The organism is Paraburkholderia sp. J8-2, assembly GCF_905220195.1.
In the GTDB taxonomy this organism is placed as follows: domain Bacteria; phylum Pseudomonadota; class Gammaproteobacteria; order Burkholderiales; family Burkholderiaceae; genus Paraburkholderia.
This window is the reverse complement of record NZ_CAJMZA010000107.1, coordinates 1-715: the sequence shown is the minus strand read 5'-3', so window position 1 is coordinate 715 and position 715 is coordinate 1. Positions and strand designations below refer to the sequence as shown.

The 715-nt window shown below is 64.8% G+C and carries 1 pseudogene; it reads right to left on the bottom strand.

The features are described from left to right. Positions 1-715 (bottom strand): annotated as a pseudogene (locus U5A52_RS43005) (urocanate hydratase); the annotation flags it as partial.

Genomic DNA, 715 nt, shown 5'->3' with positions numbered 1-715 from the left:
GGGCGCAACCTTCTGCGCCTCGCGCCACTGCGCAACCGTCCAGCCCTGCGGCAGATAGCCGTTGATCGGGTCGTGCGCGCTCGTCTGGTCCGTTACGCAGTCCGGCGTGATGCCGCGCTTGACGAATTCGGCGAACACGTCGGCGGCGTTGCCGAGCAGGCCCACCGAAACCGGCTTGCCCGTGCGCTTCGCCTCTTCAATGATGGCGAGCGCCTCGTCGATCGTCTTTGCCTTGCGGTCCACGTAGCGCGTCTTCAGGCGGAAGTCGATGCGCGTTTCATCGCACTCCACCGCGATCATCGAGAAGCCTGCCATCGTCGCCGCAAGCGGCTGTGCGCCGCCCATGCCGCCGAGACCGCCCGTGAGAATCCAGCGGCCATTCGGATTGCCGTTGAAGTGCTGGTTCGCCACCGAATAGAACGTTTCGTACGTGCCCTGCACGATGCCCTGCGAACCGATGTAGATCCAGCTGCCCGCCGTCATCTGGCCGTACATCATGAGGCCCTTGCGGTCCAGTTCGTGGAAGTGTTCCCACGTGGCCCAGTGAGGCACGAGGTTCGAGTTCGCGAGCAGCACGCGCGGTGCGTCGGCATGCGTGCGGAACACACCCACAGGCTTGCCCGACTGGATCAGCAGCGTTTCGTCTTCGTTCAGGTCCTTGAGCGAGGCGAGGATCTGGTCGAAGCACTCCCAGTTGCGCGCGGCGCGGCCAATG